The sequence below is a fragment of the Halopseudomonas sp. genome (genome assembly GCF_036960865.1).
Classification (GTDB): Bacteria; Pseudomonadota; Gammaproteobacteria; order Pseudomonadales; family Pseudomonadaceae; genus Halopseudomonas.
The window spans coordinates 295772-315743 of the sequence record NZ_JBALWE010000004.1 but is presented as its reverse complement, the minus strand read 5'-3'; the positions used below and the strand labels follow the sequence as shown (position 1 = coordinate 315743).

At 61.2% G+C, this 19972-nt stretch carries 21 protein-coding genes; 15 read left to right on the top strand and 6 right to left on the bottom strand.

The features are described 5' to 3' along the window. Window positions 1-4 precede the first annotated feature (4 nt). Complete coding sequence (locus tag V7747_RS07840) at window positions 5-910, bottom strand: response regulator (RefSeq protein WP_335615490.1); 906 nt, start codon at window positions 908-910, stop codon at window positions 5-7. A 457-nt stretch (window positions 911-1367) separates the two neighbouring features. Between V7747_RS07840 and V7747_RS07835 the strand changes: the two genes are divergently transcribed. The 12 genes from V7747_RS07835 (at window position 1368) to V7747_RS07780 (ending at window position 10619) form a co-directional block, all read left to right on the top strand. Beyond that, entirely contained in the window at window positions 1368-2486 is a 1119-nt protein-coding gene (locus tag V7747_RS07835) for a hypothetical protein (protein WP_335615489.1), read from the top strand. After that, the gene (locus V7747_RS07830; protein WP_335615488.1) at window positions 2473-3051 is read left to right on the top strand and encodes a hypothetical protein; all 579 of its coding nucleotides are present in this window, start codon (window positions 2473-2475) and stop codon (window positions 3049-3051) included. Before V7747_RS07835 ends, V7747_RS07830 begins: the two co-directional genes overlap by 14 nt. Before the next feature lie 12 nt (window positions 3052-3063). Then, window positions 3064-3930 (top strand): hypothetical protein, encoded by an 867-nt coding sequence (locus V7747_RS07825; RefSeq protein WP_335615487.1) that lies wholly within the window; start codon window positions 3064-3066, stop codon window positions 3928-3930. Window positions 3931-3942: 12 nt separating this feature from the next. Further along, window positions 3943-4788, top strand: coding sequence for an OmpA family protein (locus V7747_RS07820; RefSeq protein WP_335615486.1), 846 nt, complete (start codon window positions 3943-3945; stop codon window positions 4786-4788). A gap of 3 nt (window positions 4789-4791) precedes the next feature. Further along, window positions 4792-5271, top strand: a complete 480-nt coding sequence (locus V7747_RS07815) for a hypothetical protein (protein ID WP_335615485.1) — start codon at window positions 4792-4794, stop codon at window positions 5269-5271. A gap of 30 nt (window positions 5272-5301) precedes the next feature. Continuing rightward, window positions 5302-6003: a hypothetical protein gene (locus V7747_RS07810; RefSeq protein WP_197674487.1), complete on the top strand. Its 702-nt coding sequence runs from the start codon at window positions 5302-5304 to the stop codon at window positions 6001-6003. A gap of 24 nt (window positions 6004-6027) precedes the next feature. Continuing rightward, entirely contained in the window at window positions 6028-6552 is a 525-nt protein-coding gene (locus V7747_RS07805) for a hypothetical protein (protein WP_335615484.1), read from the top strand. Next, window positions 6549-7325 (top strand): hypothetical protein, encoded by a 777-nt coding sequence (locus V7747_RS07800; protein ID WP_335615483.1) that lies wholly within the window; start codon window positions 6549-6551, stop codon window positions 7323-7325. Before V7747_RS07805 ends, V7747_RS07800 begins: the two co-directional genes overlap by 4 nt. A gap of 2 nt (window positions 7326-7327) precedes the next feature. Continuing rightward, window positions 7328-8059 (top strand): hypothetical protein, encoded by a 732-nt coding sequence (locus V7747_RS07795; RefSeq protein ID WP_335615482.1) that lies wholly within the window; start codon window positions 7328-7330, stop codon window positions 8057-8059. A gap of 12 nt (window positions 8060-8071) precedes the next feature. Next, the gene (locus tag V7747_RS07790) at window positions 8072-9427 is read left to right on the top strand and encodes a PASTA domain-containing protein (RefSeq protein WP_335615481.1); all 1356 of its coding nucleotides are present in this window, start codon (window positions 8072-8074) and stop codon (window positions 9425-9427) included. 52 nt (window positions 9428-9479) lie between these two features. Beyond that, a complete protein-coding gene (locus V7747_RS07785; protein WP_335615480.1) occupies window positions 9480-10157 on the top strand; it encodes a hypothetical protein in 678 nt (225 codons plus the stop codon). Window positions 10158-10304: 147 nt separating this feature from the next. Further along, window positions 10305-10619 (top strand): c-type cytochrome, encoded by a 315-nt coding sequence (locus tag V7747_RS07780; RefSeq protein WP_335615479.1) that lies wholly within the window; start codon window positions 10305-10307, stop codon window positions 10617-10619. A gap of 61 nt (window positions 10620-10680) precedes the next feature. On the opposite strand, the gene phoU is transcribed toward V7747_RS07780, so the two are convergent. The 5 genes from phoU to V7747_RS07755 form a co-directional block, all read right to left on the bottom strand. Further along, on the bottom strand, window positions 10681-11412 hold the full coding sequence (gene phoU / locus V7747_RS07775) for a phosphate signaling complex protein PhoU (protein ID WP_092287132.1): 732 nt from the start codon (window positions 11410-11412) through the stop codon (window positions 10681-10683). Between the two features lie 15 nt (window positions 11413-11427). Beyond that, window positions 11428-12261, bottom strand: a complete 834-nt coding sequence (gene pstB, locus V7747_RS07770; RefSeq protein ID WP_335615478.1) for a phosphate ABC transporter ATP-binding protein PstB — start codon at window positions 12259-12261, stop codon at window positions 11428-11430. Between the two features lie 27 nt (window positions 12262-12288). Next, window positions 12289-13968 carry a phosphate ABC transporter permease PstA gene (gene pstA / locus V7747_RS07765; protein ID WP_335615477.1) on the bottom strand — a complete coding sequence of 560 codons (1680 nt, stop codon included), beginning with the start codon at window positions 13966-13968 and terminating at the stop codon, window positions 12289-12291. A gap of 9 nt (window positions 13969-13977) precedes the next feature. Then, entirely contained in the window at window positions 13978-16254 is a 2277-nt protein-coding gene (locus V7747_RS07760; protein WP_335615476.1) for an ABC transporter permease subunit, read from the bottom strand. 117 nt (window positions 16255-16371) lie between these two features. Next, window positions 16372-17340 (bottom strand): PstS family phosphate ABC transporter substrate-binding protein, encoded by a 969-nt coding sequence (locus tag V7747_RS07755; protein ID WP_335615475.1) that lies wholly within the window; start codon window positions 17338-17340, stop codon window positions 16372-16374. Window positions 17341-17589: 249 nt separating this feature from the next. Here V7747_RS07755 and V7747_RS07750 point away from each other — a divergent pair, with 249 nt between their 5' ends. Genes V7747_RS07750 through V7747_RS07740 form a run of 3 tightly spaced genes read left to right on the top strand, consistent with a single transcriptional unit; the run spans window position 17590 to window position 19972 of the window. Further along, window positions 17590-17982, top strand: coding sequence for an acyl-CoA thioesterase (locus V7747_RS07750; protein ID WP_092287122.1), 393 nt, complete (start codon window positions 17590-17592; stop codon window positions 17980-17982). 53 nt (window positions 17983-18035) lie between these two features. After that, a complete protein-coding gene (locus V7747_RS07745; protein WP_335615474.1) occupies window positions 18036-18596 on the top strand; it encodes a TRAP transporter small permease subunit in 561 nt (186 codons plus the stop codon). Beyond that, window positions 18596-19972 (top strand): TRAP transporter large permease, encoded by a 1377-nt coding sequence (locus V7747_RS07740; RefSeq protein ID WP_335615473.1) that lies wholly within the window; start codon window positions 18596-18598, stop codon window positions 19970-19972. The genes V7747_RS07745 and V7747_RS07740 overlap by 1 nt, the downstream gene beginning before the upstream one ends.

Genomic DNA, 19972 nt, shown 5'->3' with positions numbered 1-19972 from the left:
GGCGTCAGGCGCCCGGACTGTAGTGCTGCTGCGCGGTGCCTGAGGCAATCAGCCGCGACAGGTAGTCCAGCTTCTGCGGGTCCTGATCAACAAATTTCAGCGTAACCTTGACCCACTCCGAGTCCATCTTCGGCTCCAGCGCAGCGACCGCATGGACGTAGGCATTGATGCGCGCGATGGACTGATCGCTGTCCTGCTCCAGATCCAGCACACCACTTTCAAACAACTGCGGCAGCCGCTCTCCCCGACGCACCACCACCAGCGCATCGCGCAAGCTCAGCGTCTTGATGACACAGGCGAACTGCTCGCCAGCCAGCCGCAACTGCGCCTGGCCGCGTACCGACTGGGCGCTGGTCGCCGCGGCCGGCTTGACCGCGGGAGGGGTCTCGGGGTTGCGTGCCGGGGCGGCGGGGCGCGCGGCCGCGACCGGCGTTTCAACTTTCCGACCGCCGGTCAGGTTGGCGATCGAATCCTGCGCCGTACCAACGCTCGGACGCGGCGCCTGGGGCCCTTGCAGCAACGATAGCTTGCCCGCGCGCTGCAGCGCTTTTCTGACCTTCGCCAGCAACTGCTCATTGGTAAAGGGCTTGCCGACATAATCGCTCACGCCAGATTGTATGGCCTCAACCACGTTCTCCTTGTCGCCGCGGCTGGTCACCATGATGAAGGGAATGCCCTCCTTACCCGGTTGGCCACGGAACCATTGAAGCAACTCAAGGCCACCCATCTCCGGCATTTCCCAGTCGCACAGAATCAGGTCAAAGCTGCTGCGCGTGAGCATCTGCTGAGCCTTGCGACCATTGATCGCTTCCTCAATCTGCAAGCCAGGGAAGTGGCTACGCAGCGCCTTCTTCACCAGATCGCGGATAAAGGGGGCATCATCAACAATCAGGACAGACACTTTTGCCATGGTTTTCTGGTTCCTCGAATAATGCCCCTAGCTTAGCGTAGAGCAGCACAAAAACCCCAGCAGCTTTACAGCAAAGGGCCACCATTGACAGTTTTTTGCGCTGAACTATGTTAATCACCTAGCTGTAATTTTCTTTTTATCGTCGGACGCCTTAACCGCGTCGCTGTCGTCGATTCCCGACACGGAGGTGTGGGTTTTGGCGAAGTCCAGCATGACCTGCGCAGATGCTTTACTGCGCTCATTCCGCTATCACGAGCATCCCGCAACGCAGGCTGAGGGCGTTGTTCGCATGCTTGCCAGCTTGAGCAATGCGCACTCGCGAGCCATCTCCAATACCCCGGTGGGGTTGCCCTCTCGCGCCACCGCGCGGTTGCAAAACAACGCCACATATCCAACCCGATCCCCCCTAGACGACGCGCGCGCCGAGCGCCGGCGCCTGCCTTAAGGAGCCCCCGTCATGGACGCATCCATTCTGCCCCACCTTGCCAACGCTCAGCGGGTCGTCATCGAGTCGGTCGGCTCCGCCCAGCCTGGGCTTGCCGGCCTGCTCGCGCGGCAGCTGGGGTTGCCTGCCAACCGCGTGGCCAATGCGCTTTACCGCGCTCCCTCGGTGCTGCTGGAAGACCTGCCGCCGGCGCAGGCGCAAGGGCTGGCCAACATTCTGCAACAGGCGGGGCTGCATATCCGCGTTGAGCCTTCCAACACCCCCGCGCCGCAGGCGGGCAAGACGCTGGACATCGCGCTTTATGTACGCGACATCAGCCAGCTGCCGGCGTGCTGTCAGCGCCTCGCGCATTTTCTGGGCTGCCGGCCCGAGGCCGCACTGAACATGCTGCTCACCCCGCCCGGCGTGGTACTGGGCGACGTCAGTGAGGCTACCGCGCATGCGCTGCGGCATCACCTGAGCGACCTGGACGTGGAGCTGATCTGCTCGACCCGCGTCCTGGCGCGCTATCAACTACTGATCAACCGCGCCCCCGGGCCCAGTCTCGACAGCCTGCTGCACGACCTGCGCCAGCAGCAGATTCGCTACGATCCGGATAGCTGCGAGGTGCTCGACGCCATCGACACCCATCAGGCGCTCTACCTCTGGCGCCGCCACCAATCGGCCGGCGGCATCCGTCTGCTCGACCTGACCTTCATGCGTTACGACCTGAGTCTCAATGCAGTTCAGCCCGACAGCGACACCAGCCAGTTGCCCAAACTGGCTGGCCTGCCGGCCGAGCTGATTGAATGCGTGATTACCAATCTGCCGGTGGTGGTCGAGGAAGGCATTGCCGCGCAGGATCTGGATAGCCGGCTGCAAGCCTGGCGCTGCGCCAGGCTGCCCGTGCAAGCCGTGCCGGTGACCCTGCGCCAATCTCGGCTGGCGCTCAGTGCTGGCAGCACTGCCACTGATGCAGCGCTGCCGTTGCTCGCACAAGCCGGCCTGGTGGAGCCCGGCCAGACCCACCTTTCCCTGCCTTGGCGCTCACCGGTGATCTACGGCGAGCTGATGCCCCGCTGGCTGCAGCAAGCGCTGGAACAGCTCGGCATAGAGCACCGTTGGGAGGAGGTCGACCATGGCCGCCACTGAGCAGAACCTGAAACTGCATCTCGGTATTGCCGAGCAAGGCAAGTTGCTGGCTCTCAAGGGCAAGCATCAGGCGGCGCTGGAGCATTACCGGGAAGCGTTGCGACTGGCGGTCAGCAGCCGCTCACCGGAGGTCTTCTTTCGGCATTACACCCAATGTGTGATGGAAAGCCTGGAGCTGAGTGGCGAACTCGACAGCGTGCTGCGGTACTGCAACGAAGCCGAGCAGCATTACCAGCAGCTGAGCTCCGCGCTGGCGCTGGTGCGCCGTGATCGCGCCGAGAACCTGCAGCGTCGGGGCTGTATTCTTCTGCGCCAGCACCAACTGGCCTGCGCCATGGCCAGTTTTGAGCAGGCACTGCAGCTGGTCGCACCCGACCCGCTGCCACTGGCGCATGAGCTTACCGGCTGGCACAGACGTGGCCTGACGATCGGCAGCCGCCAACTGGGCGACGCCCAGCAGCGACACCAGTACTTCATTGTGCGCAAGGCGCTGGTTGATCCGGCGCGTGCGATCCCCCTGCCTCCCGCGCACCGGCAAGGTGCGCGTGCGGCGATTCCCTTCTAGCAGGAGTGCAGCATGAGCGATTACAACGGTCTGCGTCCCGGCGAAATACTGGCAGACGCCAGTGTCGCCGATTTCATCTCCAGTCTGGGTCTGGGCATCGCCCGCGCGCAGCAGGCACTGGATACCAACTCGATAGAGCAACTCGACAGCTTCATTCAGCCCATCCCGGGACTGGGCGGCAAGACGCTGATCGAGATGGGCTTCAGCCCGGCCTTTTATCACTATCAGCACGCCGACATCAGCTGCTCGATGAACCTGCACCTGCGTGTGGAAGAGTCGACCGGTGTCGATTTCGGCATCAACGGCGCTTTCAACAACGCCGAAACCAGCAATGATGACAGTGAAAGCAGCTCATCCAGCAGCAGTAGCGGCAGCCGCAGCGAGACCCGCAACCGCGAAGCCAGCCTGCAGATCACCTCACGCTCGGCCGGTGAGGTGCGCCTCAATGACAGCCGCGTGACGGTCAGCGGACCGGATCTGGACAGCCGGCTGCGCAGCCTGGTTGATGGCCTGGCCGGCAACAGCGATATCAGTGCCGTGGCCTTTGAGCGCAGCGAAACCCCGATCAACCCGAGCACCGACGCCAGCCCGCAGCAGGTCATCGTCTCACCCAACGCGGTCGCTTTTCGCGCCTTCGGTTACGCCGGCGGGGTGATCCGCATCGCCAGCAACAGCGATACCACCTTTGTCGCCAACCCCGATACCAGTCTGGCGGTGTCGCGCTCCAACAGCGTCGGCAACTACGCCCGCAAGGTAAAGACCGCCTTCACCGATGCGGGATACACCGTGACCCACTGGCCCCCCGGCGAGGCAATTCACGAAGTCCTGTTCGACATCGACCGCAACGACATTCGCGCCGACCAGCGTGACGAACTGTAGGAGACAGCGCAGATGCTGGCCCGTGCCGGCCTGCCCTTCCGCCTGGTCGGGCATGCTGATGCCCCGGCCAGCCCAGGCTACAACCTGGCGCTGTCGCAACGCCGCGTCGATGAGGTACAGCGCCAGCTGATCGCCAACGGGGTAGACCCGACGCAGATTACCGCGTCCATTGCCGAAGGTGAGGCCGCAGCCAACCCCGGCGGCGCAGAAGGCATACCACATGATCAGGCCCATCGCCGCGTGCAGATTCTGCTGGATGTCGACCTGCTGGTGATCGAAGGTGCCAACGGGCAGGTGATCAGCGGCGTGGAGCCGGATCGGCGCGACCACTCGGAGCCGGCCAGCAACGGCTGGATACATACCTTCGACGCCAACGACATGAGCGGTGTGAACGGCAAACAGGTCACCGCCGAAGGGCGCAGCTGGACCCTCTCCGGCGCGGCTGTTGAAGGCTTTGCCGCCGATAGCCCGCAAGCCTTCGCGAAGAACCTCGCCAATAGCATCAACGCCGATAGCGCCAGCCAGATCAGCGCATCATCCGGCGGCGCAGTCTGTCATCTGGCGCGCAAAACCGACCCGGTGCACCTGCACCTGATCAGCACCTCCAGCCGTGATCTGCGCATGACCAGCAGCGACAGCATCACCATCAACGAGCAGTTCGCCAACAGCAGTAGCGAGCGCGAAACCACCCGGCGCACCGGCAACAGCACCGTGGCCTTTGGTGCCACGCTGGATGTACGTCATGCGCGGCAGTTCGAGCTGGATGTAACGGGCAACTCCTCGATCTCGGCGCGCCTGGTGTCCATTCCGGCGCCGCCGGAATTTCTCGACACCATTCGCACCTACCTGAGGGACTAGGCCATGAGCGAGACCGTCAGCGTTACCCGCTCGCTGGTCAGTGCCCCGCTGCCGCAGATCATCGAGCGCCTGGGCGTGGCCATTGCCCAGGCACAGTCGGCGCTCGATGCCAACTCGGTTGCCGTGGCCAAAACCATGGCCGAAACCCCGGTCGAACTGGGCGGTGAAACCTACAACCTGCTGACGCTGGGCTTCACTCCCAGTTTCTACGCCTTCACCGAGGCCACGGTGGAGGCCAGGCTGTCGTTCAGCATGACTGAAACCACGGAAACCTCGGTCTCGGCCGGGGTCACCGCCAAGGTCAACTACGGCGTGGTCATGGTGGCCGCCAGCGTTGATGTGTCTTATGCCCGAAAATTTTCGGTATCCGCCGAAGGGTCGAGCTCGATTGCCGCACGCCTGGTATCGCTGCCCGCCCCCGACGCCCTCAACGAAGTCCTGCGGCGCCTCTATGACGAGGGTCTGCCCGGAGCAAACAGCTGATTGGCGACTGCCTATTAAAGGAGCATCACAATGAGTATCGGACAGGAACTGTTGAACGTCCCCATGGGGGACATGATTCGCCAGATGGCCTTCGCCATCGCCGAGGCCCAGGTAAAGCTGGACGAAAGCTCGATCGAGGTGGCGGAAATGATGGGCGGCCTGCGCACTATCTACGATGACGACGGCAACATCACCTTCGATGACAGCCGCATCTTCTTTGGCCACGAATACATGACCCCCGCCGAAGCCGACAGCCTGGCCGCCACCGACAAGGGCTATACCGAGATCGTCGCGGCGGCCAAGAAATTCCAGACCGAAGACGGACAGATTCGCGTGCCTACTCGCCTGTCCATGCTGGAGCTGGGCTTTACTCCGGTGTTCTACAACTTCGTCGACACCATCATTGAGGTAAAGATCGCGATCAAGATCACCCGCACCTCCGAGTACGGCCGCACCAGCAGCAACAAGACCACACGCAACAGCAATAGCAAAAAAGGCAGCGGCGTATTCGGCAAGATATTCGGCGGCAAGGACAAATCCTCCTCCACCGTGTCCACCAGCCAGGTTGACGCCAGCTACTCCTCCAAATACTCCTATTCGGCCGAAGGCTCCAGCCTGCTGCGCACCAAGCTCTCACCGGTGCCGCCGCCGCCGATTCTCGAAGAACGCATCCGCAGCATGATGGAAGCCGCTGAGGCTCGCCGCCAACCAGCCGAACCGGTTGACGAATAACTGCGCTGACGGAGGACTAGCACCATGAGTGTTGGCACAGAACTATTGAATGCGCCCTTTCCACTGATTGTGCGCAACATGGGCGTAGGCATCGCCGAAGCCCAGCTTGAACTGGATCTGGTCTCACTGCGCATCGCCCGCATGATGGCCGGTTTTGCCACCGGCAGTGATGAAGACGAGAACAGCGCCGAAGCCCCTTACAAAGTGGAGTTCAGCAACGGCAAATCCTACAGCCTGCTGGAACTGGGTTTTACCCCCAGCTTCTATCAGTTTGTTGATACCGTGATTGAGCTAAAACTGTCGATCAGCATCAACAGTGAACGCAGCTCGACCTACAAACGGACCCAAGTGAAGGCCAGCGCCAAAGGCGTGGGCCTGCCGTTCTTTGCGGCGGGCTCGGTTAGCGCCAGCTCAGTCAGCGCCAGCTACGCCAGCAAGTACCAGTATTCGGCCGAAGGCAGCTCGGTAATGCGCACAAAGCTGGTACCTGTGCCCGCGCCGGCGGTGCTGGAAGAACGCATACGCGCACTGCTGGAGGCCGAAGAATGAGCCGCAAGACCTGGCGCGATCTAGCCCGTCAGCAGGCTGGCGGTGGCGGCGTTGAGTCACCCGGTGCCCGCCTTGACCAACTGAGTGCTCAGGTGCCCGGCCTGCAACGCCTGCTGCAACAGCGCGAAACGCTCGAGCAGCAGATGCGCGCGCTCGGTGGCCAGCCGCAGAACAATCCCGCCAGTCGCGTCTACCCGGTCGCCAGCAGCACTGAGCGCCGTGCCGAGCAGGCTGATTGGGAGCGACGTCGCGCCCGACAACAGCAAACCACTCCTGCTAGCGGCACCACAGCGCTGCAGCAATGGTGGCAGGCACGCGATAGCCAAGTGGTCCAGGCCAGGGAGACCGCCACGCAGCAGCAACAGGGGCAACTGAATCTGTTGCAGCGGCTTGATCAGCGCGTTACGCAGGCGCGCAGCCATGCCTTGTCCCGACTACAGCAGGAGCGCAGTGACGCCCTACGCGAACCATTGCTGCGGCCGCTCACCGACAGCCTGACCAACGCCTTTGGCAGCACCCAGGCAGACGCTCGGGCAGCGGGTCGAGAGCCGACCAGCCTGCAAAGCTTCGACGACCGTTACGCGCAGCGCCAACGCAGGCTGCTCGGCATTGAGACTGGAACGCTCGACCAACTTGAGCAACGCCGCGAACAGGCGCAGGAGCGGCGCCTTGAACAGCGCCGTGAAGCGCGCCGCGCCGAGCGCCAGCAAGATCTGCTGCAGCAACGCGCCGCCGAGCGCCGCAGCCAACGCCCACAACTGAGTACCGACTAATCATGAGCGACTCCAGTAACTTCGTCAGCGGCTCGTTCGAGCAGATACTGCTTGGGCTGGCGCGCGGTTTGCGCGACGCCCAGGCAGTGCTAGATGACATCCCCCCTACCGATGCCTTCGGGCGACCGCAAAGCAGTTATCACCTGCCCTACCTGGATTTCAGCATCAAGGCCACGGTGCAGGCCAGCCTGCCCAGCGAGCCCGAGCCGTCGGGCGCGGTGCGCCACCTGCGCACCAGCGCCATCAAGGCCAGCCGTATTCCGCAACTCAAACTGCAACTGCCCGACCTCAAGCGCAGCAACGAAGCCAGCGCCGGCGCCACCGAACTGACCAGCACTTTCAGTGGCCGTCTGGTATCGGTGCCGCCCAGCAACAGCCTGCCAACCCTGCGCATCAGCGCCCGCGAGCGGGTGCCGGATGCGGCCAGCCCGCTCAAGCGCGAAGTGTTGATCGAACTCAGCAACAGCACTGGCGAGCGCATCGCCGAGGCCCCCGTTGAACTGAATCTCGACCTGCTGGCCAGCCTCGAACTGAGCGAAGCCGCCGGCGCCAACAACCTCACCGAGGACAAGCTGCGCAATGGCCTGCAGCTGGAACAACGGTTGGTGCAGACCGACCAGCAAGGCAGCGCTCTGGTTGGCGCCACGCTGACCAAGACGTTACCGGCCAACACCAACCTGGTCCTGCTGATCAACAGCGGTGCAACCCTTACCCAGCTTATCCTGACCCCATAGGACTACACCCCCATGCAATGGAGCATTACCGGTAGCGTGTTCGAGGCAGACGGCAAGCCCGCCAGCGGCCAGGTCGAACTGCAACTCTATGACATGGCCAGGCAGCTCTGGCGCAGTGCCGCCAAGGGCAGCCTGAACGCCAAGGGCGACTTCGCGCTCAAGCTGAACCTGGCTGAAGACAAAACCCTGCCCGCCGTCCGACTGTGCGAACCCAGCAGAGCCAACCAGCCACATCGCGTGCTGGCCGAAGGAGGCCTCATCAAGGTGGAGCCGGGCAAACTGGTGCGACTGTCCTACGGCGACATCGAGCGTCTGGGTGACAACGCCGTGGCACGTAGCGAACGTGACAGCCCGTTCAGTGCCGCAGACGACTACCTGCTGGCCGGCATGCCCAAGGAAATCGTCAAGCTGACCCTGAACATGGCCAGCCTGCGTATTAACCCGCAAGTGATCAAAGCCCAACCACAGGTGCAGCCGGTCAGCAGCAACCAGCTCAAGCTGCAGGCCGATCTGAGCAAGCAGATCGAGGTGCAATCGCTGGAGTTGAACCAGAAGGCGCAACTGATCAACACCCTGGAGCGCGACAAGCAAACCACGGGTAATGAGCTCAAGCAGGCGCAACTGAAGATTCAGACGTTGGAAAAGCAGCTGCAGAGCAAGCCAGCTGCGGCCGGGAGTGAGCAGATCGAACTGGCGACCAACCAGATAAAACTGCAGCTGAACGAACAAATTCTGCGCCAGTCGACCGAATTCGAGCTATCCACCGCCAGTCTGCAGCGCAATCTGAACCAGAAGAACCTGGAGTTGGCGCAAGTCTCCGAACGCCTTGAAGTACTAAGCAAGCAGCGCAGTGAGGCGGCCGCAGAGGCCGCTCTGGCGCGAGAGGAAAGCGAGCGCTTGAAAAGCCAGATGGAGACCCAGGTCGACGCCGGCGAACTGTACAGTAATATTGCCCGACAGCTGCAGCAGGCGCAGAGCAAACTCAACGACGATGGCGTGCCTTACCGGCTCGGCAAGGTGTCGCTGAATCTGAAAACCCTGGTCAACGGCAACAGCATGACGTTGCCTACCCTGGCCGAGATAGACAAGCACAACGCCGGCATCTTCACCGACGTCGCAGTGGAGTACCTGCCGGACGATAGCCACACGCAAACCAGCGAGCCGATGGTCACGGTGCCCGACTTCAGCGATCTCACCGAGACACTGGCCAGACGCCTGGCCGGAGACTTGGGTCTGCAGCTGGAGGCAGCCTACCAAAGCGTCGGCGACAGTGCACAGCCGGTCGGCCAGGCTATTCGCCAGATACCCGCCAAGGGCAAGCAGTTGCCGCCGGGTGAAGTGGTGCTGGTGGTCTTTACTCAACCCTGAGCGCGCGTCCAAGGCGCACCGCTGACACCCCCAATTGCACAGGATAAACGCCATGCCCACTATCAAAGATCTGGTCCACGACGTCATGGCCGCTCCCATCGGCGACATCATCGCCTCGGTCGGCCAGGGCGTGGCGCAGGCACAGGAAGCGCTCGACCGAGCCTCCCTCGCCCAAGTGCTGGCCATCTATCAGGACAGCGACAGCGACGAACTCAAGCTGCTGCAGGAAATAGGCTATCAGCCCACCTTCTACGCATTGCCCGATACCACCGGCGAGATTCAGGTAGCGCTCAGCATCAGCGGCCAGAACAGCGGTGCCAACAACAACGCGCCGGCAACCCAGCCCGCGGCGCGCAGCAAGGCGCTGAGTCTGGCCGAACGCTTTCTGCCACGCCTGCCCGCAGCCAAGGTCTATGCTGCCCCAGTGAATGCCGACCTGACCAACAGATACGGCTTTCAGGCCAGCGCAGCAGCCAAGATTCAGTTCCGTATAGTGCCCGTGCCGGCACCCGGTCGCGCCAGCGAGATTCGGGTAGTGCCGGCCATGGTGGGCAAACTGCTGGAGGAAGCCGAGACGTTGGCGGCGCGCTTTGCCCTCGAGGTCATCGCGGTAGACAAGAACGGTGAGCCTCTGGACTCGCCGCCCAGCAACAAGAAAATCACCGGGCAAATACCCGAAGCGGGCGAAATCAGCATCGTCGGCGCGCAGGTTCGGGTCAGCTTCAGCTGAAGCACACGAGCGGTAGCAGAGCGTGGCAAAGCGTCACTTGCCAATTATCCACTTTGCGTGCATGTTTAAACGCAGAAAGACGCTCGTAAAGCGCCCATAACAAGCAGGTCAACCTGCCTATTCCGTTCAGCTCGTGAGGACTGCCTTATGAAACGTATACTGTTACCGGTATTGACCGCCAGCGCGCTACTCGCCGCCGGCACGGGGTTCGCCAGCGAAGGTGAAGACCTGTACAAGAGCAAGGCGTGCGTCGCCTGCCACCAGATCGACACCAAGTTGGTTGGCCCCGCCTACACCGAGGTGGCCAAAAAGTACGCCGGCCAGGAAGGCGCGGTGGACACCCTCGCCGGGCATATCAAGAATGGCGTCTCCGGCATCTGGGGCCCGATTCCCATGCCACCGAATCAGGTAACCGACGAAGAGGCCAAGATATTGGCCGAGTGGGTTCTCAGCCACAACTGAGTCCGCCACCGACAAAAAACCCGCCATTCGGCGGGTTTTTTGTGCACAGCCAGAGCATGGGTTACTCCGGCGCGCTGTCCTTGCGTACCTCGGCTTCCATGCGCTTGAGGCCTATGTGACGCACATCGGTGCCCTTGACCAGATAGATCACATGCTCCGCCACATTGCGCGCGTGGTCGCCCACCCGCTCCAGTGAACGCAATACCCAGAGGATATTGAGCACCCGCGAGATGGAGCGTGGATCTTCCATCATGAAGGTGATCATCTCGCGCATCGCCGATTTGTATTCCTGATCCACCGACTTGTCTTCGCGCGCTACCGAGAACGCCTGATCGGTGTCCATACGGGCAAAGGCGTCGAGCGCTTCCTGCACCATGCGGCGCACATGATGTCCGATGTGGCGGCACTCGACGTAACCCTTGGGTGCTTGACCGGCTTCCACCAGATCAATGGCGCGCCGGGCGATCTTGGAGGCCTCGTCGCCAATGCGCTCCAGGTCAACGATGATCTTGCTGATGCTGATAACCAGACGCAGGTCGCTGGCCGCAGGCTGGCGGCGAGCGAGAATGCGCATGCACTCCTGGTCGATATCCAGCTCCATCTGGTTGATGGCCTCGTCCTTTTCGCGGACCTGCTCGGCCAGCTTGGCGTCACCTTCGATCAGCGCCACTATGGCGTCGTTGATCTGCTTCTCGACCAAACCGCCCATCTCCAGCAGCTGGGTACGGATTTCCTCCAACTCAGCGTTGAATTGCTGGGAGATGTGCTGATTAAACAATTCTTTATCTGGCATGGTGAAAATCCCCGGTTAGCCGTAGCGGCCAGTGATGTAGTCTTCCGTCTGTTTCTTCGACGGGTTGGTGAACAGGGTGTTGGTGTCACCAAACTCGATCAGCTCGCCCATGTACATGAACGCAGTGTAGTCGGATACCCGCGCCGCCTGCTGCATGTTGTGGGTCACGATGACGATGGTGAACTTCGACTTCAGCTCATTGATCAGCTCTTCGATCTTCAAAGTCGAGATCGGGTCCAGCGCCGAGGCCGGCTCGTCCAACAGCAGTACTTCGGGTTCCACCGCGATGGTTCGCGCGATCACCAAACGTTGCTGCTGACCGCCGGACATGCCGAGAGCCGACTCATTCAAACGATCCTTGACCTCATCCCACAGGGCAGCGCCCTTGAGCGACCACTCCACCGCCTCATCCAGGGTGCGCTTGTTGTTCACGCCCTGAATGCGCAGGCCGTAGGCCACGTTTTCGTAGATCGACTTGGGGAAGGGGTTGGGCTTCTGAAACACCATGCCCACGCGGCGACGCAGCTCGGACACGTTCACACCCTTGGCGTAGATATCCTGACCATCGAGCAGAATCTGGCCGTCGACGCGGCAGCTGTCGACCAGATCGTTCATCCGGTTGAAACAGCGCAGCAGGGTTGATTTGCCGCAGCCCGACGGGCCGATAAAAGCAGTGACGCGGTTGCGCGGAATCTTGATGCTGACGTCGTGAAGCGCCTGCTTGGTATCGTAGAACAGGCTCAGGCCAGGCACTTCCAGCGCGATGCTTTCCTGATCCATGCTCATGTCCTGCTGCGGGCGACCCAGGGCGCTCATATCCATTGCGTGGGTTTTGGTACTGTTAGACATAGTCTTGAGTCCGCGTTGAAAGGGTTATCAGTTTTCCAGCGCTTTGTATTTTTCGCGCAGGTGATTTCGAATCGCAACCGCCGCAAAGTTCAGCGAGGCAATCACGCCCACCAGCAACAGCGCGGTGGCATAAACCAGCGGCCGCGCCGCCTCGACGTTCGGGCTCTGGAAGCCGACGTCGTAGATATGAAAGCCCAGGTGCATGAACTTCTGATCCAGGTGCAGATACGGGTAGTTGGCGTTCAGCGGCAAGGTCGGCGCCAGCTTGACCACACCCACCAGCATCAGCGGCGCCACCTCACCTGCGGCACGCGCTACGGCCAGAATCAGGCCGGTCATCATCGCCGGGCTAGACATCGGCAGAATCACCTTCCACAGCGTCTCGGCCTTGGTCGCACCCAGCGCCAGCGAACCTTCACGCAAAGAGCGAGGAATCCGTGTCAGACCTTCTTCTGTCGCTACGATCACCACCGGCACGGTCAACAGCGCCAGCGTCAGCGACGCCCAGAGCATGCCACCGGTGCCCAGCGTGGGCGATGGCAGTGACTCGCGGAAAAACAGTTGGTCGATATTGCCGCCGAGAAAGTAGATAAAGAAGCCCAGACCAAACACGCCGTACACAATCGACGGCACACCGGCCAGATTGTTCACGGCGATGCGGATGGTACGGGTGACAAATCCCTGTTTGGCGTATTCACGCAGGTAGACCGCCGCCAGCACGCCAAAGGGAGTTACGATGATCGACATCAGCAACACCATCAGCACCGTACCGAAGATCGCCGGGAACACCCCACCCTCGGTGTTGGCCTCCCGTGGCTCGTCACTGACGAATTCCCACAGCTTGGCGAAATAGTGGCCGATCTTGTCGGTTAAACTCATGGCATTGGGCTGAAATACCCGCACGATTGCCGACAGGCTGATGCGCTTCTCCTGCCCGTCCATGGCCCGAGTCATAATGCTGTCGCGGTTGAACTCACGGTACAAGTTGACCAGCTCGCTCTCCAGCTCGGCGTAACGGGCGTTCTGCACGGCGCGCTCGGCTTCCAGTTCGGCCTGCCGGTCCGGAGTCAGAGCGTTGTCCAGCTCGTAGCCACGCTCCCGCAGCCGCAGCCGCTCAAGCTCGGTATTGATCTTGCCGATGGCGCCGGTTTCCAGCGAGTGGATTTCTTCATAGATGCCAGAAGCGCGCTCGACGGCGGCCTGGAGCGCCGGCAGGCCTTGCTCGCCCTCGGCGACGACTTCGCCATCGTGGCTAACGCTCAGCAGGTAACCATAGAAGTTGCCCCACTCGCGCCGTTCGATGGCAACGACATCCTCAGGATAGCGCTCGTTCGACAGCCAATCGGCGACGATCCACCGAAAATCCGCACCATACAGATCACGGTTGCCGACTTTCAGCAGCTCGCGGTCCATAAACTCGTTCTTCTCGGGGTCGACCGGTAGGCCCGCGCCTTGCAGACGTTCAGTCGGCACCTGCTCGCGGGTCGTTACCTCACCCAGCAGAGTAATCGACGGCTGACCGGGAATGGTGTATTCGGCTTCGACAATATCGGCCGGCCAGAAGTGGCTGAGGCCGCGCACCGCGATGAGGAACAGCAGGCCCAAGGTCATGATCACCGCGATGGCGACCGCGCCCGCATTCATCCAGACCCAGGGGCTGCCCGATTTGAACCAGGTTGTGAAGTTGCTCTGTTTCACTGTGTGCATTCCTGTAGGTCAGAGTGAGGCATATTTCTTGCGCAGGCGCTGACGTATCAGCTCTGCTGCCGTGTTCATCAGGAAGGTGAAGCTGAGCAACACCAGTGCGGCAAGGAAGAGCACGCGGTAATGGGTACTGCCGACTTCCGATTCGGGCATTTCTACCGCGATATTGGCCGACAGCGTGCGCATGCCTTCAAAGATGTTCCAGTCCATGATCGGTGTGTTGCCGGTCGCCATCAGCACAATCATGGTTTCACCCACGGCGCGCCCCATGCCGATCATCACCGCCGAGAAGATGCCCGGGCTGGCGGTCAGGATGACCACGCGGCTCATGGTCTGCCAAGGCGTGGCACCCAGAGCCAGCGAGCCCTGGGTGAGGTGCCGCGGCACGCTGAACACGGCGTCTTCGGCAATCGAGAAGATCGTCGGGATCACCGCAAAGCCCATGGCCAGGCCGACTACCAGCGAGTTGCGCTGATCAAAGTCGATCCCCAGGTCGCGGGTCAGGTAGACGCGCATGTCGCCACCGAAGAACCAGGCTTCGATATAGACACTCATCTCAAAGCAGAACCAGCCCAGCACCAGGGTCACCGGAATCAGCAGCGCTGCTTCCCAACCATCCGGTATGGTCAGCCGCACGCGCTCCGGCAAACGGCTCCAACCGTAGGCAAAGGCGATAAATACGATAGGCGTGAGAATCAGCAGCGAAACGATGCCCGGCAGATTGTCTTCCAGCAGCGGTGCCAGCCAGAGCCCGGCCAGAAAGCCGAGGATGACCGTTGGCAGCGCTTCCATTAGCTCAATCACCGGCTTGACCTTGCGGCGCATACCGGGGGCCATGAAATAAGCGGTGTAAACGGCAGCGGCAATGGCAATCGGCGTCGCCAGGATCATCGCGTAGAACGCCGCTTTCAGGGTACCGAAAGTCAGCGGCGCCAAGCTCAGCTTGGGCTCGAACTCGGAGGTCGCCGAGGTCGACTGCCACACATAGTCAGGCTCGGGATAACTTTCGTACCAGACTTTACCCCAGAGTGATGACCAGGAAATTTCCGGGTGTTCGTTCTGCACGTCCCAGTAACTGAGCTGGCCGTCCTCGTGCTCGACTAGCAAGTGGTCCGCACGCGGGCCAATCGCGAAGGAACGCACCGGCTGCTCGTCCAGCGGCTCAACCAGCAGGTTGTTATGCGCGGTCGAGTTGTAGATGCCCAACTGGCCGTCGACATCGGTGGTCAGAAACACCTTGCGGCGCTCTTCCGGCTGGATCAGCTGGATGGCCTCACCGGCCTGCTGATCGAAACTGCGCACCGGTGTCAGCGTCGGTTTACCGTTGCCGCGCACCATGAACCACTGCTGCAGGCCACCGCTGCTGTCGCCGATGATCAACGAAATACCGCCCAGCATGAGATTGCTGGCGGTTACTCGCACGCCAGTGCCGTCAACCACCTTGTAGTGACCATTCAGCTCACCATTGGCGCGCAAGGACAGCACGTCAACATATTGATTGCCGTTGAACACGTACATCCACTGGCGCAGAGGATCAATCAGGATATTGCTGACATCGCCCTGTGACGGGTTCAAGGTCAGGTCATTCTGGGAGGTAGTCACCTCACCGGTCATGATGTTTTCCTGCCGGCTGATACTCGTCACCAGCAGCTCGCGCCCCACGTTTGCCGCCAGCGTCATGCCGCTGTCATTGGCACTCATGGCGATGTGCTCCAGCGCGCGCCCCTGCTTATCAAGCGTCAGGGGCTCAGCGCCAAAGGGGAACTTCAATTCGGGGGTAATCAGCCGCACGTCATTCGGGTAGGTCACCCGGTAGTTGTGCTGGCCGATGATGGCCTGACCGTTGCTCAGGCCGACCACAAAGCGACGGGTATTCGGGCTTTCAACACTGAAGCTGGACACCGTCGCGCCTTCGGGTATCGGCAACCGCTGCTCGGAGACAAGCCCGCCGTCGGCGGTCTTGAAGAACACCACCTGACCTGCAGCAGACACGCGTATCGCGACTTCACCCTGCTCTTCCATGGCCAGCATCAACGGCGGATCCGCCGGACTCAGCCAACTGGTGGAGTAACGTTCCTTCTGCTCCATATCGGCCCCGCCAAACAACGGCAGCACTTCCGATAACAGGTAGAGGAAAATCAGCAACACGGCGACGATCACACCTAGGCCGCCAATCGCGACGTACCAGCGGGTGAAGTGATCCTTGAAGTGACGCATGGCTCGATGGCGCTGCATCGCTGGCGTATTGAAATCGACGCGGGACGTCTTGGGTGATGATTGCATAGTCATGGCGCACACCCTACAGGGTCAATGTGACAAATTAGTTACAGCGGTATGACGGTAAAAAGGGGTATGTCGTTACGACACACCCCTTTCTCTCTGGCGTCCTTGCCTGTCCGAAATGGCTTAGAAGCCCAGTTCGGCGTGAACCTTGTCAACAGCGCGCTTGGGCATGGGCACGTAACCGTCCTTGAAGACGACTTCCTGACCTTGCTTGGACAGCATCATCTTGACGAACTCACGCTCCAGCGGAGCCAGTTCCTTGTTCGGCGCCTTGTTTACGTAAACGTAGAGGAAACGAGACAGCGGATAGGTACCGGCGATAGCGTTTTCTTCGTTGGCTTCGATGAAGGGTTCGCCCTCAGCCTTGGCCAGCGGAATAGCGCGAACGCTGGAGGTTTTGTAACCCAGACCGGAGTAACCGACCGCATTCAGCGACTGGCTGACCGACTGAACAACAGAAGCGGAACCAGGCTGCTCGTTCACACCACTACGGAAGTCGCCTTTGCACAGTGCGTGCTCTTTGAAGTAACCGTAGGTACCGGATACCGAGTTGCGGCCATACAGCTGAATGTCACGGTCAGCCCAGGCGCCGGTCAGTCCCAGCTTGCCCCAAGTGGCCAGCTCTTCGCCGCCGCACAGGTGAGTGGATGAGAAGATACCGTCAACCTGAGCCATGGTCAGGCCTTCGATCGGGTTATCCTTGTGTGCGAAGACCGCCAGGGCATCGATGGCAACCGGCACGGCAGTCGGCTTGTAGCCGTAATGCTCTTCGAAGGCCTGAATTTCGCTGTCCTTCATCATGCGGCTCATCGGAGCCAGGTTGGATGTACCTTCAGTCAGCGCCGGCGGTGCAGTAGAAGAACCTGCAGCCTGGATCTGAATGTTGACGTTAGGGTACATGCGCTTAAACTCTTCAGCCCACAGCGTCATCATGTTAGCCAGTGTGTCAGAGCCAACGCTGGACAGGTTGCCGGATACACCGCCAACGCGCTGGTAATCTTCCAGGCTCTGGTCAACGGCAGCAAAGCTGGTGCTGGCGGCTACGCCGGCGGCAGCGAAGGTCACAGCAGCGAACAAACGCTTGAGTTTCATGTCATTCTCCTAGTGAGGTAGTGTTTGCAACACGCGACTCAGTATCAAAGCGTGATGTGACAACTCTATTCACGAATTATGACAATTGTGTGAAACACGCCAACCAGCGCCCAACGCCTGCATTTCAGCGCAGAGAATGATTGAGCCACCCGCCGCAATCCCTTACCATAGAAGGCTTAGCCGGATTTTCTTGACCTTCTGCCGCCGGCCAGCACAACAAATACAAATAGACCAAGACTCGAGTGTTTAATGCACGATCTAGATATGGACCCGGTTCCGCAGGGTGAACTGGCGCTGAAAATCACCACCCTGCCCCGCGATTGCAACAGCTTTGGCGATATCTACGGCGGCTGGCTGGTCGCCCAGATGGATGTGGCCGGCACCAGCACCGCAGCGCGCATTGCGCGTGGCCGGGTGGCTACGGTGGCGATTGATCGCATGGGCTTCATGGTACCGGTCCCGGTGGGCGCCCAGTTGGCCTTCCACTGTGATGTGCTGGATATTGGCCGCAGCTCGATCAAGATGCTGGTCGAAGTCTGGAGCGAAGACCTGGCCCACGATGAAAGCCGCAAGGTGACCGAGGCGACTTTCGTCTTCGTTGCCATTGATGACCGTGGCCGAACCCGCGTTATTCCCTCCTGATGCCCACCGGGTGGGAGTAGCAGCGCCGCCACCCCAACTGAGTGTCCGCTGATATGCCCCGCCCGCTGTTCACCGCCAGCTTAGCGCTGGCGCGCACCATTGACGCCGCCAATAGCCTGCTGGGTCGCAGTGTCGCCTGGCTGAGCGTGGTTATGGTGCTGCTCACCTGCCTGATCGTTGTGCTGCGTTACGCCTTCAATATCGGCGCGACCGCCACCCAGGAATTCATCATGTACAGCCACTCGCTGGCCTTTATGGGCGCAGCCGCCTGGGCGCTGCAGCGCGATGCCCATGTGCGCGTGGACATTTTCTTCCGTCGTTTTTCTTCGCGTGGCAAGGCCCTGATCGACTGCTCCGGCACCCTGCTGTTTCTGTTGCCGCTGTGCCTGTTTCTGGCCTGGAATTGCTGGGACTACGTCAGTGTCGCCTGGCAGCGTCAGGAGCGCTCCGCCGATGCCGGCGGCCTGCAGTGGGTTTACATCCAGAAGAGTTTCATCCTGCTGCTGGTAGCCAGCCTGTTTTTGCAGGCGTTGTCGCAGTTGATCAAAACCGGCGCGGTGATATTCGGCGCCCTGCCCACCCATCTACCGGCCAGCCACGAGGAGCATCTGTAATGGGTGTGGAATACATGGCGGTGGCGCTGTTCATCTGCATCTGCCTGGCCCTCATGGCCGGGTATCCGGTGGCCTTTACCCTGGGTGGCATGTCGTTATTGTTTGCCGGCGCCGGCATGGCGCTGGGCTTTTTTGAGCCGAGCTTTCTCGGCGCCTTGCCCAGCCGCCTGTTCGGCACTATGAACAACCAGACGCTGCTGGCGGTTCCGTTGTTCGTCTTCATGGGCGTGATGCTGGAGAAGTCGCGCATTGCCGAAGATTTGCTCGACGCCATGTCACGCCTGTTTGGCGGGCTGCGTGGCGGCCTGGCATTTTCCGTGTGCATCGTGGGCGCCTTGCTGGCCGCCAGCACCGGCATCGTTGGCGCCACCGTCGTCACCTTGGGCTTACTCGCGCTGCCCACCATGTTGCGGCGCGGTTACGATCCTGCGGTGGCCACCGGCACCCTGGCTGCAACTGGCACCCTGGGCCAGATCATTCCGCCCTCGATCATTCTGGTGCTGCTGGGTGATGTGTTGTCCAACGCCTACCAGCAAGCGCAGATCCGTATGGGCATCTTCTCACCAAAGACCGTCACCGTAAGCGACCTGTTCATCGGCTCGCTGCTGCCGGGCCTGATGCTCGTCGGCCTCTATCTGCTGTACCTGGTCGGCGTGGCCCTGTGGCAACCCAAGAAGCTGCCGGCGTTGTCGCCGGAAGAGCGTGGCGAGGTGTCCTGGGGACGGATACTGATGAGCCTGCTCCCGCCCCTGCTGCTGATCATGTCGGTCCTCGGTTCGATTCTCGCCGGTATTGCCACGCCGACCGAGGCGGCCGCCGTGGGCGCATTGGGTGCCGCACTGCTGGCGCTGGGCAAGCGGCAGCTTGACCTCGGGAAACTGCGCGAAGTGGCCCAGGCCACCACCGAAATCAGCGCTATGGTGTTCATGATCCTGCTCGGCGCCTCGATCTTTTCGCTGGTGTTTCGCGGCTACGGTGGCGACGATCTGATCCACCATCTGTTCGCGCAGCTGCCTGGCGGTGTGTTCACTGCCACCCTGGTGGTCATGCTGGTGATTTTCTTGCTCGGCTTTATTCTCGACTTTATCGAGATTACCTTCGTGGTAGTGCCGATTGTCGGCCCCGTGCTGCTGAGCATGGGCCTGGACCCGGTCTGGCTCGGCGTAATGATCGCGTTGAACCTGCAAACCTCGTTCCTGACGCCGCCCTTTGGCTTTTCGCTGTTCTATCTGCGCGGGGTGACCCCGGCCAGCGTGCCGACCAGCGCCCTCTATCGCGGTGTGTTGCCCTTTATCGCGATTCAGCTACTAATGCTGATCATCGCCGCCTGCTGGCCCGGGCTGGTGACCTGGCTGCCAGGGCTGATGGCACGCTGA

Bases quoted from the DNA above. Each gene is read 5' to 3' on its own strand.
- V7747_RS07805 (WP_335615484.1), top strand. From the start codon at position 6,028: ATGAGTGTTGGCACAGAACTATTGAATGCGCCCTTTCCACTGATTGTG.
- V7747_RS07745 (WP_335615474.1), top strand. From the start codon at position 18,036: ATGCCCCGCCCGCTGTTCACCGCCAGCTTAGCGCTGGCGCGCACCATT.
- V7747_RS07785 (WP_335615480.1), top strand. From the start codon at position 9,480: ATGCCCACTATCAAAGATCTGGTCCACGACGTCATGGCCGCTCCCATC.
- V7747_RS07835 (WP_335615489.1), top strand. From the start codon at position 1,368: ATGGACGCATCCATTCTGCCCCACCTTGCCAACGCTCAGCGGGTCGTC.
- V7747_RS07830 (WP_335615488.1), top strand. From the start codon at position 2,473: ATGGCCGCCACTGAGCAGAACCTGAAACTGCATCTCGGTATTGCCGAG.
- pstA (WP_335615477.1), bottom strand. From the start codon at position 13,968: ATGCACACAGTGAAACAGAGCAACTTCACAACCTGGTTCAAATCGGGC.
- V7747_RS07820 (WP_335615486.1), top strand. From the start codon at position 3,943: ATGCTGGCCCGTGCCGGCCTGCCCTTCCGCCTGGTCGGGCATGCTGAT.
- V7747_RS07755 (WP_335615475.1), bottom strand. From the start codon at position 17,340: ATGAAACTCAAGCGTTTGTTCGCTGCTGTGACCTTCGCTGCCGCCGGC.
- V7747_RS07840 (WP_335615490.1), bottom strand. From the start codon at position 910: ATGGCAAAAGTGTCTGTCCTGATTGTTGATGATGCCCCCTTTATCCGC.
- V7747_RS07810 (WP_197674487.1), top strand. From the start codon at position 5,302: ATGAGTATCGGACAGGAACTGTTGAACGTCCCCATGGGGGACATGATT.
- V7747_RS07750 (WP_092287122.1), top strand. From the start codon at position 17,590: ATGCACGATCTAGATATGGACCCGGTTCCGCAGGGTGAACTGGCGCTG.
- V7747_RS07795 (WP_335615482.1), top strand. From the start codon at position 7,328: ATGAGCGACTCCAGTAACTTCGTCAGCGGCTCGTTCGAGCAGATACTG.
- V7747_RS07760 (WP_335615476.1), bottom strand. From the start codon at position 16,254: ATGACTATGCAATCATCACCCAAGACGTCCCGCGTCGATTTCAATACG.
- V7747_RS07815 (WP_335615485.1), top strand. From the start codon at position 4,792: ATGAGCGAGACCGTCAGCGTTACCCGCTCGCTGGTCAGTGCCCCGCTG.
- V7747_RS07825 (WP_335615487.1), top strand. From the start codon at position 3,064: ATGAGCGATTACAACGGTCTGCGTCCCGGCGAAATACTGGCAGACGCC.
- phoU (WP_092287132.1), bottom strand. From the start codon at position 11,412: ATGCCAGATAAAGAATTGTTTAATCAGCACATCTCCCAGCAATTCAAC.
- V7747_RS07740 (WP_335615473.1), top strand. From the start codon at position 18,596: ATGGGTGTGGAATACATGGCGGTGGCGCTGTTCATCTGCATCTGCCTG.
- V7747_RS07780 (WP_335615479.1), top strand. From the start codon at position 10,305: ATGAAACGTATACTGTTACCGGTATTGACCGCCAGCGCGCTACTCGCC.
- pstB (WP_335615478.1), bottom strand. From the start codon at position 12,261: ATGTCTAACAGTACCAAAACCCACGCAATGGATATGAGCGCCCTGGGT.
- V7747_RS07790 (WP_335615481.1), top strand. From the start codon at position 8,072: ATGCAATGGAGCATTACCGGTAGCGTGTTCGAGGCAGACGGCAAGCCC.
- V7747_RS07800 (WP_335615483.1), top strand. From the start codon at position 6,549: ATGAGCCGCAAGACCTGGCGCGATCTAGCCCGTCAGCAGGCTGGCGGT.